This window comes from Variovorax sp. GW821-FHT09D04, from assembly GCF_059416405.1.
Window position 1 is genome coordinate 307626 of the sequence record NZ_JBWKPA010000005.1, and the last position, 14328, is coordinate 321953.

The 14328-nt window shown below is 69.9% G+C and carries 15 protein-coding genes; 8 read left to right on the forward strand and 7 right to left on the reverse strand.

All coding sequences use genetic code 11. The features are described from left to right. The first annotated feature begins 7 nt into the window (after nucleotides 1-7). The 5 genes from nadB (at nucleotide 8) to AC07O4_RS18130 (ending at nucleotide 4471) form a co-directional block, all read left to right on the forward strand. The gene (nadB, locus tag AC07O4_RS18110) at nucleotides 8-1591 is read left to right on the forward strand and encodes an L-aspartate oxidase (protein ID WP_062477111.1); all 1584 of its coding nucleotides are present in this window, start codon (nucleotides 8-10) and stop codon (nucleotides 1589-1591) included. Nucleotides 1592-1663: 72 nt separating this feature from the next. Beyond that, nucleotides 1664-2569 (forward strand): 3-methyl-2-oxobutanoate hydroxymethyltransferase, encoded by a 906-nt coding sequence (gene panB / locus AC07O4_RS18115; protein ID WP_495305275.1) that lies wholly within the window; start codon nucleotides 1664-1666, stop codon nucleotides 2567-2569. A gap of 19 nt (nucleotides 2570-2588) precedes the next feature. Next, nucleotides 2589-3431 (forward strand): pantoate--beta-alanine ligase, encoded by an 843-nt coding sequence (gene panC / locus AC07O4_RS18120; protein WP_495305276.1) that lies wholly within the window; start codon nucleotides 2589-2591, stop codon nucleotides 3429-3431. Continuing rightward, nucleotides 3428-4066, forward strand: a complete 639-nt coding sequence (gene queE, locus AC07O4_RS18125) for a 7-carboxy-7-deazaguanine synthase (RefSeq protein WP_495305277.1) — start codon at nucleotides 3428-3430, stop codon at nucleotides 4064-4066. Before panC ends, queE begins: the two co-directional genes overlap by 4 nt. Before the next feature lie 42 nt (nucleotides 4067-4108). Continuing rightward, entirely contained in the window at nucleotides 4109-4471 is a 363-nt protein-coding gene (locus AC07O4_RS18130; RefSeq protein ID WP_369631695.1) for a 6-carboxytetrahydropterin synthase, read from the forward strand. A 7-nt stretch (nucleotides 4472-4478) separates the two neighbouring features. Here AC07O4_RS18130 and nadA read toward each other — a convergent pair whose 3' ends face one another. The 6 genes from nadA to AC07O4_RS18160 all read right to left on the reverse strand — a co-directional run bounded on the left by nadA (nucleotide 4479) and on the right by AC07O4_RS18160 (nucleotide 8821). Then, the gene (gene nadA / locus AC07O4_RS18135; RefSeq protein ID WP_369631694.1) at nucleotides 4479-5594 is read right to left on the reverse strand and encodes a quinolinate synthase NadA; all 1116 of its coding nucleotides are present in this window, start codon (nucleotides 5592-5594) and stop codon (nucleotides 4479-4481) included. A gap of 6 nt (nucleotides 5595-5600) precedes the next feature. After that, nucleotides 5601-6479: a carboxylating nicotinate-nucleotide diphosphorylase gene (gene nadC / locus AC07O4_RS18140; protein WP_487847817.1), complete on the reverse strand. Its 879-nt coding sequence runs from the start codon at nucleotides 6477-6479 to the stop codon at nucleotides 5601-5603. A 21-nt stretch (nucleotides 6480-6500) separates the two neighbouring features. Beyond that, complete coding sequence (locus AC07O4_RS18145) at nucleotides 6501-7535, reverse strand: NAD(P)H-dependent glycerol-3-phosphate dehydrogenase (protein ID WP_495305278.1); 1035 nt, start codon at nucleotides 7533-7535, stop codon at nucleotides 6501-6503. Nucleotides 7536-7563: 28 nt separating this feature from the next. Continuing rightward, nucleotides 7564-8028 carry a protein-export chaperone SecB gene (gene secB, locus AC07O4_RS18150; protein ID WP_056578332.1) on the reverse strand — a complete coding sequence of 155 codons (465 nt, stop codon included), beginning with the start codon at nucleotides 8026-8028 and terminating at the stop codon, nucleotides 7564-7566. A 128-nt stretch (nucleotides 8029-8156) separates the two neighbouring features. After that, nucleotides 8157-8417 carry a glutaredoxin 3 gene (gene grxC, locus AC07O4_RS18155; protein ID WP_062477087.1) on the reverse strand — a complete coding sequence of 87 codons (261 nt, stop codon included), beginning with the start codon at nucleotides 8415-8417 and terminating at the stop codon, nucleotides 8157-8159. 20 nt (nucleotides 8418-8437) lie between these two features. Beyond that, entirely contained in the window at nucleotides 8438-8821 is a 384-nt protein-coding gene (locus AC07O4_RS18160; RefSeq protein ID WP_370681259.1) for a rhodanese-like domain-containing protein, read from the reverse strand. Nucleotides 8822-8926: 105 nt separating this feature from the next. Here AC07O4_RS18160 and gpmA point away from each other — a divergent pair, with 105 nt between their 5' ends. From gpmA to AC07O4_RS18175, 3 genes are all read left to right on the forward strand, one after another. Then, nucleotides 8927-9670: a 2,3-diphosphoglycerate-dependent phosphoglycerate mutase gene (gene gpmA, locus AC07O4_RS18165; protein ID WP_013543140.1), complete on the forward strand. Its 744-nt coding sequence runs from the start codon at nucleotides 8927-8929 to the stop codon at nucleotides 9668-9670. Nucleotides 9671-9793: 123 nt separating this feature from the next. Beyond that, nucleotides 9794-11236 (forward strand): S41 family peptidase, encoded by a 1443-nt coding sequence (locus AC07O4_RS18170; RefSeq protein WP_062477129.1) that lies wholly within the window; start codon nucleotides 9794-9796, stop codon nucleotides 11234-11236. An 82-nt stretch (nucleotides 11237-11318) separates the two neighbouring features. Continuing rightward, nucleotides 11319-12083, forward strand: a complete 765-nt coding sequence (locus tag AC07O4_RS18175; protein ID WP_495305279.1) for a HesA/MoeB/ThiF family protein — start codon at nucleotides 11319-11321, stop codon at nucleotides 12081-12083. Nucleotides 12084-12111: 28 nt separating this feature from the next. On the opposite strand, the gene AC07O4_RS18180 is transcribed toward AC07O4_RS18175, so the two are convergent. Further along, the gene (locus AC07O4_RS18180) at nucleotides 12112-14133 is read right to left on the reverse strand and encodes an AsmA family protein (protein WP_495305280.1); all 2022 of its coding nucleotides are present in this window, start codon (nucleotides 14131-14133) and stop codon (nucleotides 12112-12114) included. Between the last annotated feature and the right edge of the window lie 195 nt (nucleotides 14134-14328).

The window sequence follows — 14328 nt, forward strand, 5'->3', positions numbered from 1 at the left end:
CACGCCTGTGACTTCCGCCGTTCGCGACTTCGACGTCCTCATTGTCGGCAGCGGCCTCGCAGGCCTCTCCGCCGCGCTGCACCTGGCCCCCACGCACCGCGTGGCCGTGCTCACCAAGCGCGCGCTGAACGACGGCTCCAGCGCCTGGGCGCAGGGCGGCATCGCGGCCGTGCTGGCGGCGGGCGACAGCTTCGACGCCCACGTGGAAGACACGCTGGTGGCCGGCGCCGGCCTGTGCGACCCCGAGGCCACGCGCTTCGTGGTCGAAGGCGCGCCGCAGGCCATCGGCTGGCTGCGCGAACTGGGCGTGCCCTTCTCCGAAGAAGGCGGCGACCTGCACCTGACGCGCGAAGGCGGCCACAGCCAGCGCCGCATCGTGCACGTGACCGACGCCACCGGCGCGGCCGTGCAGCAGGTGCTGATCGAGCGCGTGCGCCGCACGCCCAACATCACGCTGTTCGAGCACCACACGCTGGTCGACCTGGTCACCGGCACCAAGCTCGGGCTGGCCGATCCGTCGTGCCAGGGCCTGTACGCGCTGGACGACGAGACCGACGAGGTGCTGGCCTTCCGCGCACCGCACACCATCCTGGCCACGGGCGGCGCGGGCAAGGTGTACCTGTACACGACCAACCCCGACACCGCCACCGGCGACGGCATTGCCGCCGCCTGGCGCGCGGGCTGCCGGGTGTCGAACCTGGAGTTCATCCAGTTCCACCCGACCTGCCTGTACCACCCGCACGCCAAGTCGTTCCTGATCAGCGAGGCGGTGCGCGGCGAAGGCGGCCTGCTCAAGTTGCCCGATGGCACGCGCTTCATGCCGAAGCACGACGAGCGCGCCGAACTCGCGCCGCGCGACGTGGTGGCCCGCGCCATCGACTTCGAGATGAAGAAGCACGGGCTCGATTGCGTGTACCTCGACATCTCGCACCAGCCGCCCGCGTTCCTGAAGGAGCACTTCCCCAACATCCTGGCGCGCTGCCTGGAGCTGGGCATCGACATCACGCGCGAGCCGATTCCCGTCGTGCCCGCCGCGCACTACACCTGCGGCGGCGTGCTCAGCGACCTGGCCGGTCGCACCGACATCCCGGGCCTGTACGCCATCGGCGAAACCGCCTGCACCGGGCTGCACGGTGCCAACCGGCTGGCCAGCAACTCGCTGGTCGAGTGCATGGTGTTTGCGCGCGCCGCGGCCGACGCCATCGCGCAAGCCCCGTCGCGCGAACGCGCCGCGCTGCCCGCCTGGGACGAAAGCCGCGTCACCGACGCCGACGAAGCCGTGGTCATCTCCCACAACTGGGACGAGCTGCGCCGCTTCATGTGGGACTACGTCGGCATCGTGCGCACCAACAAGCGCCTGGAGCGCGCGAGCCATCGCATCGCGCTGCTGCAGGCCGAGATCCAGGAGTTCTACGCGAACTTCCACGTCACGCGCGACCTGCTCGAACTGCGCAACCTGGTGCAGGTGGCCGAGCTGATCGTGCGTTCCGCGCAGGCCCGCCACGAGAGCCGTGGCCTGCATTTCAGTCGCGATTACCCTTCGCTGGCCGAGCCCACCGCACCCACCGTGCTGGTGCCGCCGGTCGACTGAGCCCACCCTTCGTCACCTTTCGATCACCCTCAGGATGCCCGGCCACCGACGCCCGCAGGGAGAAAGCCAACCATGTCGAACACCCCTACCTCAACCACCCCACCGTCCGAAGCCCCGGCCGCCACGCCCTACGGCACGCTGCCGCCCGCCTCGCCCCTGGCGCAGCGCAAGCCCGTGAGCCTGCCGCGGCTGGCGGACATGCATGCGCGCGGCGAAAAGATCGCCATGCTCACTGCCTACGACGCCACCTTCGCAGCCATGGCCGACGCGGCCGGCATCGACTGCCTGCTGGTCGGCGACTCGCTGGGCATGGTCTGCCAGGGACTGAACAGCACCGTGGGCGTGAGCCTGGAAGCCATGCGCTATCACACCGACAGCGTCTCGCGCGGCCTGCGCCGCGTGCAGGGCACGACCTGGCTCATCGCCGACCTGCCCTTCGGCAGCTACCAGGAGTCGCGCGAGCAGGCCCTGGCCAGCGCCACCGTGCTGATGCAGGCCGGCGCGCACATGGTCAAGCTCGAAGGCGGCGGCTGGACCACCGAAACGGTGCGCTTCCTGGTCGAGCGCGGCATTCCCGTGTGCGCCCACCTGGGCCTGACGCCGCAGACCGTGCATGCGCTCGGCGGCTACCGCGTGCAGGGCAAGGGCGACACCGCCGGCGCGCTGCTCAAGCAGCAGGCCCACGCGCTGCAGGACGCGGGCGCGGCCATGCTGGTGCTCGAGATGGTGCCGGCCGCGCTGGCCGCCGAACTCACGGCCGAGCTGACCCGCTGCGCCACCATCGGCATCGGCGCCGGCAAGGGCACCGCGGGCCAAGTGCTCGTGCTGCACGACATGCTGGGCATCAACCTCGGGAAGATGCCGAAGTTCGTGCGCAACTTCATGGCCGACGCGCCGGGCGTGCTGCCCGCGCTGCAGGCCTACGTGCAGGCCGTGAAGAACGGCAGCTTCCCCGACGACCGCCTCCACGCCTGGTAAGCACAGAAGGACACCGACCATGTACATCGCCAAGACCATCGACGAACTGCGCCAGCACCTGTCTTCCAGCCAGCGCCCCGCCTTCGTGCCCACCATGGGCAACCTGCACGAGGGCCACCTCGCGCTCGTGCGCCAGGCCAAGCCGCTGGGCGACGCCACGGTGGCCAGCATCTTCGTGAACCGCCTGCAGTTTTTGCCGCACGAAGACTTCGACACCTACCCGCGCACCTGGGACAGCGACTGCGAGAAGCTGCGCGCCGCCGGTTGCGACGTGCTGTTCGCGCCCGACGAGAAGGCGCTCTACCCCGAGCCCCAGACCTGCAAGGTGCACCCCGACCCGGCGCTGGCCGACCTGCTCGAAGGGCACTTCCGCCCCGGCTTCTTCATCGGCGTGTGCACGGTGGTGATGAAGCTGTTCCAGTGCGTGCAGCCGCGCGTGGCCGTGTTCGGCAAGAAGGACTACCAGCAGCTCATGATGATCCGCCACATGGTGCGGCAGTTCGCGCTGCCCATCGAGATCGTGGGCGGCGAGACCTTCCGCGCCGACGACGGCCTGGCGCTCTCCTCGCGCAACGGCTACCTGAGCGCCACCGAGCGCGCCGAGGCCGTGCAGCTGTCGAAGGCGCTGCGAGCCATGGCCGAAGCCGTGCGCGCCGGCGAGCGCGACGTGGCCGCCCTCGAGGCGCGCGCCATGCAGTCGCTCGTGCAGCGCGGCTGGCAGCCCGACTACGTGGTGCTGCGCCGCCGCGCCGACCTGCAGGCGCCGCAACCCGGCGATGCGCTCGTGGCCCTGGCCGCCGCGCGGCTGGGCAGCACGCGGCTCATCGACAACCTCGAAATCGACACCCCGCTCGCCACATGACCTACAGCGTCAAGGAAATCTTCTATACCTTGCAGGGCGAAGGCGGCCAGGCCGGCATGCCGGCCGTGTTCTGCCGCTTCGCCGGCTGCAACCTCTGGACCGGCCGCGAGGAAGACCGCGACACGGCCGTCTGCCGTTTCTGCGACACCGACTTCGTCGGCACCGACGGCACGCTGGGCGGCAAGTTCAAGAACGCCGACCTGCTCGCCGACACCATCGCCGCGCAATGGCCCGCCGGCGACACCGCGCACCGGCTGGTGGTGCTCACCGGTGGCGAGCCGCTGCTGCAGGTCGATGCGGCGCTGGTCGATGCGCTGCACGCGCGGCACTTCCGCATCGCGGTCGAGAGCAACGGCACGGTCGTCGCGCCCGCGGGCATCGACTGGCTGTGCATCAGCCCCAAGGCCGGTGCGCCGTGGGTGCAGCAGCGCGGCCAGGAGCTGAAGCTGGTGTGGCCGCAGGCCGGCATCGACCTCGATGCAATGGCGCGCACGGGCGAATTCACGCACCGCTTCCTGCAGCCGATGGACGGGCCCGACCGGCTCGCCAACACCGAGCTGTGCATCGCCGAATGCATGAAGCAGCCGGTGTGGCGCCTGAGCGTGCAGACCCACAAGATCACGGGCATCCGCTGACGCGGCGGCCCCTTTTTAGTTTCGAGTTTCTTTTTCTTGACGATGCGCTTCACCATCAGCCAACGCTTCTTCTTCGACGCCGCCCACACGCTCAAACGCGAGATCGAGGTCGAAGGCAGTCGCCGCATTCACGGCCACACCTACCACGCGGAGGTGTGGCTGGCGGGCGAACGCGATCCGGTGACGGGCATGGTGATCGACCTGGGCCTGCTGCGCCGCCGGCTCGAGGACGTGCGCGAACAGCTCGACCACCACCTGCTGGACGATGTGCCGGGGCTGCATCCGCCGACGCTGGAAAACCTGTGCGTGTTCATCGCCGACGCACTGCCCGACCTGCGGCCGTCGCTGGCGCGCGTGCGCGTGTGGCGCGAGGCGCTGGGCGACAGCTGTACGGTGGACTTCTAGCCGCCGGTCAGGCGGCGCCGATGCCGGCCACCAGGCTGCCCGGCGCCTGCCCGTTCTTCAGCCCGGCGGTGAACGCCAGCATGCGGTCGATCGGCACGCGGGCACGCACGCCCAGCGCCGGATCGACGTGGATCTCGCCCGCGCCGGTCTCCAGCGCATTCGCCAGCTCGACCAGCCCGTTCATCGCCATCCACGGGCAGTGCGCGCAACTCTTGCAGGTGCCGCCGTTGCCCGCCGTGGGCGCTTCGATGAAGGTCTTGCCGGGGTTCAGCGTGCGCAGCTTGTGCAGCATGCCGGTGTCGGTCGCGACGATGAACTCGGTCGCGTCGAAGCGCTGCGCCGCGTTCAGGATGGCCGAGGTGGAGCCCACCGCGTGCGCGAGCGCGATCACGTCCGAGGGCGACTCGGGGTGCACCAGCACCTTGGCCTTCGGGTGCTCCTTCATGAGCAGCTCGAGTTCGAGCGCCTTGAATTCGTCGTGCACGATGCAGGCGCCGTTCCAGCTGACCATGTCGGCGCCGGTCTGGCGGCGGATGTAGTCGCCCAGGTGGCGGTCGGGCCCCCAGAGAATCTTCTGGCCGGCCGCGTGCAGCGCGTTCACCACGTCGAGCGCACAGCTGGAGGTGACGAGCCAGTCGGCGCGCGCCTTCACGGCCGCGCTGGTGTTGGCGTAGACCACCACGGTGCGGTCGGGATGCTCGTCGCAGAAGGCGCTGAAGGCGTCGACCGGGCAGCCCAGGTCGAGCGAGCAGTTGGCGTCCAGGTCGGGCATCAGCACGCGCTTTTCGGGCGAGAGGATCTTCGAGGTCTCGCCCATGAAGCGCACGCCCGACACCACCAGCGTGGTGGCGGCGTGGTCGCGGCCGAAGCGCGCCATCTCGAGCGAATCGCTCACGATGCCGCCGGTTTCCTCGGCCAAATCTTGCAGGTCGGGGTGCACGTAGAAGTGCGACACCATCACCGCATTGCGCTCGCGCAGCAGGCGGCGGATGCGCTCCTTCAGCGCAACGCGCTCGTCGGGCGAAGGCTCGGGGGGCACGCGGGCCCAGGCGTGGCGCGTGTCGCAGACCGCGCCTTGCGCGGGCTGCTCGTAGTCGACATCGATGACGGAAGCGGTCGTCATGGCGGTTCAGTGGGTCAGGAAGCGCATCGAGTAGTCGATGGCCTTCACGTCCTTGGTCAACGCGCCGATCGAGATCCGGTCGACACCGGTCTCGGCCAGGGCACGCAGGCCGTCGAGCGTGACGCCGCCGGAGATCTCGAGCACGGCCTTGCGGCCCTCGCCCACGGCGTCGTTCAGGCGCACGGCCTCGCGCAGCGTGGGCAGGTCCATGTTGTCGAGCAGCACCATGCGGGCGCCGGCGTCCAGCGCTTCCTGCAGCTGGGCCAGGGTCTCGACCTCGACCTCGACAAAGGCGGCCTGCGCGGCCACGGGCGCCACCGCGCGCAGGGCGGCGGCCACGCCACCGGCCGCGGCGATGTGGTTTTCCTTGATGAGCACCGCGTCGTACAGGCCGATGCGGTGGTTCAGCCCGCCGCCGGTGCGCACCGCGTACTTCTGCGCCAGGCGCAGGCCCGGCAGGGTCTTGCGGGTGTCGACGATGCGGGCACGGGTGCCCTTCACAGCGTCGGCGTACAGCGCGGTCTTGGTGGCGACGGCGCTCAGCAGCTGCAGGAAGTTGAGCGCGGTGCGCTCGGCCGTCAGCAGCGCGCGGGCGCCGCCTTCGATTTCGAGCACGGGCTGGTCGGCGGCGCAGCGCTGGCCCTCGCCGCACAGCCAGGTGATGCGCGCCTGCGGATCGAGTCGCCGCACGGTGGCCTCGACCCAGGGCGCGCCGCACACCACGGCGGTTTCGCGCGCGAGCACGCGGGCATGGGCGGTGCGGGAGGCGTCGACCAGCGAGGCGGTCAGGTCGCCGTCGGCGACGTCTTCCTGCAGGGCGCGGGCGACGTCGGACTCGGCCAGCGCGGCGACGGCCGACGCCGAGAAATCAAAGCGAGGGCTCATGTCTCTGGAATCTCTAATTTTTCAGGAGGAGTGGCGGGGAGCCGAACCGGCTTGCACCGATTCCGGCACCGGATCGCGCCCGGTCAGCGCCGCCACGGCATCGCGCGGGCTCACCTGGCCGTCGAGCAGCGCGACCACGCCTTCGGCGATGGGCATCTCGATGCCCAGGCCGCGCGCGCGCTGCACCACGGTGCGGGCGCAGTACACGCCCTCGGCCACGTGGCCCAGCGAATCGACGGCCTGCGCCAGCGTGCGGCCCTGGGCCAGCAGCAGCCCGACCTTGCGGTTGCGCGACAGGTCGCCGGTGGCGGTCAGCACGAGGTCGCCCAGGCCCGACAGGCCCATGAAGGTGTCGGCGCGGGCGCCGAGCGCCAAGCCGAAGCGGGTCATTTCAGCCAGGCCGCGGGTGATCAGCGCCGCGCGGGCGTTGAGCCCGAGCGCGAGGCCGTCGCACAGCCCGGTGGCGATGGCGAGCACGTTCTTGACGGCACCGCCGACTTCGACGCCGACGATGTCGTCGTTGGCGTACACGCGCAGGGCCGGGCCGTGGAAGGCGTCGACCAGCGCATCGCGCACGCCGGCGTGCGGGCTGGCGGCCACCAGCGCGGTCGGACGCCCTTCGGCGACCTCCTGCGCAAAGCTGGGGCCGCTGAGCACGCCCGCCTTCAGTTCGGGGGCGACCTGGGCCCAGATCTCGTGGGCGAGCAGGCCGTAGGTGGTGGGAGAGGCATCGAGCGCGGGCTCGACGCCCTTGCACAGCCACGCCACCTGGGCGCTGGTGCCGCGCAGGGCGAGCAGCTGGTCGCGCAGGGCGGCCATGGGCGTGGCCACGATGACGAGGTCGGCCCCGGCCTGCGCCTGGGCGATGTCGCCCGCGCGCACGGTCAGCGAGGCCGGCAGGGCCAGCCCGGGAAGGTAGCGGGTGTTTTCACGCGCGGCCGACATGGCGTCGGCCTGGGCGGCGTCGCGCGCCCACAGCGTGACCTCGTGGCGGGCCGCCGCGTTGACTGCGACGGCCGTGCCCCAGGCACCGGCGCCATGAACGCAGATCTTCATCGTGCGCTGGCGGCGTCGTGCGGCCGGTTTACTGGGCCAGGGTCGGGGCAGCCTGGCCGGCGGCCTGGGCTTGCTGCTGCTCGTACATGGCCTGGAAGTTGATTTCGGCCAGGTGCACGGGCGGGAAGCCGCCGCGCTGGATCACGTCGGCCACGTTGCCGCGCAGGTACGGGTAGACGATCTGCGGGCAGGCGATGCCCAGGATCGGGCCCATCTGGTCTTCCGGCAGGTTGCGGATCTCGAAGATGCCGGCTTGCTTGGCTTCGACCAGGAACACGGTGCGGTCTTCGATCTTGGTCTGCACGGTGGCCGACACGGTGATCTCGAAGATGCCGTCGGCCACGGGCTGGGCGTCCACGCCGAGCTGGATGTCGACGGTGGGCTGGGTCTGCTCCAGCAGGATCGCGGGCGAGTTGGGTTGTTCGAGCGACAGGTCCTTGAGGTAGACGCGCTGGATCTGGAACACGGGATCTTGGGCTTGCTGGTCGGCCATGGCTGAACTTTCGAGGATCAAAACAATGCCCGCCGGGGAGAGGGTCCCGCAGCGGGCTGCAGATGAGGGAACAAACGATTATCGCCCGACGGCCCGCGCACTTTCGTGACGCCCGGCCGCGCGGAGCTTCAGGCGCCTTGCAGCAGCGGGACCAGGCCGCCGCGGCTGTCCAGGGCCATGAGGTCGTCGCAGCCGCCCACGTGGGTATCGCCGATGAAGATCTGCGGCACCGTGCGGCGCTGGGTGATCTCCATCATGGTGGTGCGGGCTTGCGGGTCGGTGTCGATGCGGATCTCTTCGATCTGCTCGACGCCCTTGGCCTTGAGGATCTGCTTTGCACGCGTGCAGTACGGGCAGACGGCGGTGGTGTACATCTTGACGGCTTGCATGCGCTCTACCTTGGGAAGAATCAGGCTTTTTCAACCGGCAGGTTAGCCTCTTTCCAGGCCTTGAGCCCGCCAGCGACGGCTTGGGCCTGCTCGTAACCGAGCTTCTTGGCCGTGGCCACGGCGCGCTGGGCACGGGCGCCGGTGGCGCACACCAGCAGCAGCGGCACGTTCTTGTTCTTGACCGTACTGGCCAGCTTCTCGTCCAGCAGGTTCAGGGGCACGTTCTTGGCACCGATCATGTGGCCGGTCGCGAATTCTTCGGGTTCGCGCACGTCGACCAGCACCGCGCGTTCGCGGTTGATGAGCTGCACGGCGCCCTGGGCCGTGAGCGTGCCACCGCCCGCACCCCGGAGCATCGGCCAGGCCAGCATGCCGCCCGAGGTGAGCGCCATCAGGATCAGCATCCAGTTCGCGGTGACGAATTCGATCAATTTCACGGGGGTTCCTTGGATGGCAAACCCGGGATTTTAGAATGCTGGTTTTCCCACGCGCTGCCAAAGGCCTCCGACATGCACAAACTGGTACTGATCCGCCACGGCGAATCGACCTGGAATCTCGAAAACCGTTTCACCGGCTGGACCGACGTCGACCTGACCGAGACCGGCGTCGAGCAGGCCAAGCAGGCCGGCCGGCTGCTCAAGGCCGAGGGCTACGACTTCGACGTGGCCTACACCAGCGTGCTCAAGCGCGCCACCCGCACCCTCTGGCACACGCTCGACGAACTCGACCGCACCTGGCTGCCCGTGGTGCACTCCTGGCGCCTGAACGAGCGCCACTACGGCGGCCTGCAGGGCCTGAACAAGGCCGAAACGGCCAAGAAGTACGGCGACGAGCAGGTGCTGGTCTGGCGCCGCAGCTACAGCACCCCGCCGCCGCCGCTGGAAGCGGACGACCCGCGCAGCGAGCGCTCCGACGTGCGCTACGCCAAGCTGTCGCCCGAGCAGATCCCGCTGACCGAATGCCTGAAGGACACGGTGGCGCGCGTGCTGCCGTTCTGGAACGAATCGATGGCCCCGGCCATCCGCACCGGTCGCCGCCTGGTCGTGGCCGCGCACGGCAACTCGATCCGCGCGCTGGTGAAGTACCTGGACGGCATCTCGGACGACGCCATCGTCGGCCTGAACATCCCGAACGGCATCCCGCTCGTGTACGAGCTGGACGACGACCTCAAGCCCCTGCGCCACTACTACCTGGGCGATGCCGCGGCCGCCGAAAAGGCCGCCGCCGCGGTGGCTTCGCAGGGCAAGGGCTGAAGACGTAAGCAAAAGAAGAAAACCCCGCCTGCCGGTTCCTCCGTGGAACCCCGGCAGGCAATTTGCTTCCAAGCTGTGTATATTGGTTCGACAGCCGTCGACATACAGGACATTTCACTCATGATGGGCCAGAAACTGAAGATCACCGGCTGGGTCGCCGCCGGCGCCGTTGCTGGCGTCCTGACCACCGTCTCGCTGCAGACGGTCGCGCGGGGTTCGCTCGCGCCGCTCCCGCTCGAGGAGTTGCAGCAGCTCGCGGCCGTCTTCGGGATGGTCAAGAGCGACTATGTCGAAGCGGTCGACGAGAAGAAACTCATCTCGGACGCCATCTCGGGCATGGTCGCCGGGCTCGATCCGCACTCGCAGTACTTCGACAAGAAGTCCTTCAAGGAATTCCGCGAGGGCACCACCGGCCGCTTCGTCGGCGTGGGCATCGAGATCTCGCAGGAAGACGGCCTCATCAAGGTCGTCTCCCCCATCGAGGGCTCGCCGGCCTTCCGCGCCGGCTTGAAGCCGAACGACCTGATCACCAAGATCGACGACACCGCCGTGCGCGGCCTGTCGCTGAACGAAGCCGTCAAGCGCATGCGCGGCGAGGCCAACACCAAGGTGCTGCTGACCATCTTCCGCAAGGACGAGAGCCGCACCTTCCCGGTCACGATCACGCGCGAGGAAATCCGTACCCAGTCGGTGCGCGGCAAGATGATCGAGCCGGGCTACGGCTGGATCCGCCTGTCGCAGTTCCAGGAGCGCACGGTCGACGACTTCGTCAAGAAGATCGAGGAGCTCTACAAGGAAGACCCGAACCTCAAGGGCCTGGTGCTCGACCTGCGCAACGACCCGGGCGGCCTGCTCGACGCGGCGGTGGCGGTGTCGGCGGCCTTCCTGCCCGAGAACGTCACGGTGGTCACCACCGACGGCCAGCTAGCCGAAAGCAAGTCGATCTACAAGGCGGCGCCCGAGTACTACCAGCGCCGTTCGGGCAGCGACCCGCTGCGCAACCTGCCGGCAGCGCTCAAGAACGTACCGCTGGTGGTGCTGGTGAACGAAGGCTCGGCCTCGGCCAGCGAGATCGTGGCCGGCGCGCTGCAGGACCACAAGCGCGCCACCATCATGGGCAGCCAGACCTTCGGCAAGGGCTCGGTGCAGACCGTGCGCCCGCTCGGCCCGGACACCGGCCTGAAGATCACCACCGCGCGCTACTACACGCCCAGCGGCACCTCGATCCAGGCCAAGGGCATCGTGCCCAACGTGCTGGTCGACGAAAGCGCCGAGGGCAGCCCCTTCGCCGCGCTGCGCATGCGCGAGGCCGACCTCGAGAAGCACCTGGCCAGCGGCCAGGGCCCCGAGGTGAAGGACCCCGAGCGTGAAAAGGCCCGCGACGAAGCCCGCAAGCGCCTCGAGGAAGAAGCCAAGAAGCCGCCGCAGGACCGCAAGGTGCCCGAGTTCGGCACCGACAAGGACTTCCCGCTGGTGCAGGCGCTCAACCGCCTGAAGGGCCAACCGGTGCTCGTCAGCAAGACGCAGGTCATCGTCGACAACAAGGACGAGAAGAAGGAAAACTGATCCCGGCGAGCGGGCCGCACGCACCGTGCGGTTCGCGCCACCGGCGTTTTCCCCTCCCCCGCACAGGCCCAGGCAGGCGCGCATGGACGATCACGACCTGCTGCGCTATTCGCGGCACATCCTCCTCGAAGAATTCGGCATTGACGGCCAGGCGCGCGTCAGTGCCGGGCGGGTGCTCGTCATCGGCGCCGGCGGGCTGGGCTCGCCGGTGGCCCTGTACCTCGCGGCAGCGGGAGTCGGCCACATCGTGCTGGTCGACGACGACGAGGTCGATCTCACCAACCTGCAGCGGCAGGTCGCCCACACCCAGGCGCGGGTGGGCCAGCCCAAGGTCGCATCGGCCGCGCAGGCCATGCGCGACATCAACCCCGGCATCGCCATCGAGACCCACGCCGTGCGCGCCGACGAGGCGCTGCTGTCGCGGCTCGTGGCTGAGGCCGACGTGGTGGTCGACTGCTGCGACAACTTCGCCACGCGGCAGGCCGTGAACCGCGCCTGCGTGGCGCATGCCAAACCGCTGGTGGCGGGCGCGGCGATCCGCTTCGACGGCCAGCTGAGCGTCTACGACACGCGCGACGCGGCCTGCCCCTGCTACGCCTGCCTGTTCCCACCCGAGGCCAGCTTCGAGGAAACGCGCTGCGCGGTGCTCGGCGTGTTCGGCCCGGTGGTCGGCACCATCGGCACGCTGCAGGCCAGCGAGGCGCTCAAGCTGCTGGCCGGCATCGGCCCGTCGCTGGCGGGCAAGCTGCTGATGTTCGACGGGCGCAGCACCGGCTTCGACACGCTGCGCGTCTCGCGCGACCCGCACTGCAGCGTCTGCGCGCAGCGGCCCCAGGCCGGCGCCTGAGCGCCCGCCTGCCCTCTTCTTTCTTTCGTTAAGGCTGGCGAGCCCCCTTGGCCCGCGCCGCACCGCGCGCGGCGGCCCCGGCCGTGGGCCGGTTCGCCAGTGCCAGCACGCCCGTGCAGTCGGCGTTCTCGCCGGGGCCGGTCTCGATGGTCGCGGCCAGCGCCAGCAGCGGGTTGATGGCGCCCAGCGCCAGCGCCGCCAGGCCGCGGCCGGCCAGCGGCCCGATCTCGACGCCGCCCTTGGGCGCGCCGAAGGTGCCGCTCACGACCAGTGGCGTGCGCAGCGACAGGAAGCTCGCGCTCTTGGGCTCGGGCCGGATCACGAAGTCCAGCGTCTCGGTCGCGAGGTTGGCCTGGCCGGTGGCGGTGAAGACGGCGTTGGTGGTGTCCAGCACCAGCGTGCGCCCGTTCATCACGCCCTTGTTCACGTCGAAGGCCAGCGCGGCGCAGCGCAGCTCGACGTCGCGGTCGCCGCGCAGCAGGAACTTCAGGATGTCACCGCCCACCAGCGTCGCGAACACGGGCATCAGGTTGCCGAACTGGCCACGGCCCGACAGCACCGCCATGTCGCCCGACGCGCCGCCGAGCCAGCTGGCCACCGAATTGCCGGCGCCCGACAGGTTGATGCGCCCGTCGAGCCGGCCGACGCTGTTGCCCGAGTTCTCCAGCTTGGGAATCAGCCGCGCCAGCCGCAGCCCGCGCACGTCGAGCGAGGCGCGGATGTCGGCCGGCGTCTTGGTGGCGTCGATGCGGATCGCGCCCACGAGCTTGCCGTTGGCCACGCCCAGGTCCAGTGGGTCGAGCGACAGCACGCCGTCGGTCAGCTTGATCTTGGCGCTGCCGCGGTCCAGCGGCACCTCGCGCACGTTGCGGATGGTTTCGGCGGTGTAGCTCACGTCGGCGTTCATGGCGTGCAGCCGCGCGAAGTCGAAGGGGTTGGTCGGCAGCACCTTGCCGCCAGGCGGGCGCTTGGGCTGGGCCGAGGCGACGGGCGCCACGCCTTCCACCGCGTTGGCGGAACGCGCCGTGGGCGGCAGGCCGATCAGCGGGCCGAGGTCGTCCATGTCCATGACGCGCGAGCGCAGCGTGCCCGACAGGCGCGGCACCTTGCCGGCCTGGTCGAAGGCCATGTCGCCGCCGATGTCCGACAGGCCCAGCCGGCCGTTGAGCCCCGCCGCCTCCCAGAGCTTGCCGCGCTTGCGCAGCCCGCCGCTCAGCGCATAGGGCGGGGTCTGCGGCAGCACGATGCCCAGCAGCGGGTACAGCGCGCTCAACGTCTGACCCTTGACCTGGAACGTGGCGTCGATGCCGTCGAAGCCCGCGAGCTGGGCCACGGTGCCGCTGGCCTTCAGCTTCGTCTGGCCGGCGGCGGCGTTGATCTCGAGCGGGAACGGCGGCGCGCCCGCGGCATTGATCTGCAGCACGTTGCCGGTGCGCCCGTCGGCCGTGAGCGGCTGGCCCTTGTAGCGGCCCTTGATGCGGTAGTGCAGCGGCAGCTCGCCGCGGTTGCTGTCGTAGTCCAGGTCGGCGTGCACGTCGACGCCCAGGTGCGTGGCCAGGAAGTCGACGGCGCCCTTGTCGACCTGGATCAGGCCGATGGTGGGCACGGTGCCGGTGTCGGAGGTGTCCTTGCCGAAGGCCCAGGTGCGGCGCCCGTCGGGTTCCATCTGCAGGCCGACGGTGGGCGCGGTCAGCGCCAGGCTCGGAATGACCACCCGCTTGTCGATCAGCGGCCACAGGCGGATCTCGAAGCTCGCGCGCTCGGCCTTCACCAGGTAGGGGTCGCGCGCCCAGTCGGGGTTGGCGAACTCGATGCCGTCGAAGTGGATGGTGGCAGCTTTCCAGCCCAGGTCCACGTCGAGCCGGCGGGTGATCTCGAACTTGCGCCCGGTCTTCTCGCTCACGAAGCGGTTGAGCGGCTCGCGCAGCGTGTCCCACGGAAAGAAGGCCACGAGGAGCGCGAACGCGGTCAGCAGGACGGCGACCAGCAGCACGAAGGCCGCCAGCAGCTTCTGCCAGCGCGGCCGGGTGCGAAGGGATTGGGTTGCCATGGTCGATTCTTACCCGGATGCGCGCCCGAACCGGGTCGGCGGCGGGCCGCAGACCCCGTGCGGCTTGGCCTACGGGCGGGCGCGAGGCGGCGTGGAGACAGCCGCCTGCACATGCGTCAGAACCCGCCTACAACGCGCGGCCCTTGAACCCTGCATGATCCGCTGCGGGAAAGCCTCAATGTCCATGGGCAGGCT